This is a genomic window from Treponema sp. R6D11 (assembly GCF_054786075.1).
Genome location: NZ_BDHD01000882.1, coordinates 1 through 461, shown reverse-complemented (window position 1 = coordinate 461; position 461 = coordinate 1). Strand labels below are relative to the sequence as shown.

1 protein-coding gene is annotated in these 461 nt (G+C 32.1%); it reads right to left on the bottom strand.

The genetic code is table 11. The features are described from left to right. Nucleotides 1-259 precede the first annotated feature (259 nt). Nucleotides 260-461 (bottom strand): hypothetical protein (locus ACYVTD_RS16635; RefSeq protein ID WP_461248767.1); only part of this gene is annotated, 202 nt, incomplete at its 5' end.

The window sequence follows — 461 nt, the reverse complement described above, 5'->3', positions numbered from 1 at the left end:
CATTGACGGTGCGGCGGTTATCGTAAAAAGCAAGGCAAGCGAAGTAAATACGCAGGTGGGGGGTTTTTTAAAAAGCAAAGTTATTGCGCGAAGAGGGGTTGGTTTTGAGGGTTGTGTTTTGTTGTGTCTGTTATTTAATATAAATTAAACAAAAAAATTTCCATAGAAAAAAAAAAAAATTATTTTTAATAAATTAAAAAAATAAAAAAAAAATTTTTGTCCATTTTAATAATTTTTTTTCTTTTTTTCGGGTAATTTTTCATTTTAAGTTTAAGTTTCTTGGCTTTTGTTTTGTTTCCTTTTCTTGATTCCATTTTGCCTTTTTGTCGATTTCAAAGTACATATCTTTTGAGTCGGAGGACATTCTTATTCCGCGCTCGTCTACATTTAAAACGATCGGCTGAGCTACTGTTTTTAGCAAGAAGTTGGCAACCTGTTTTTTTACGCCGTCGTTTTTCCCC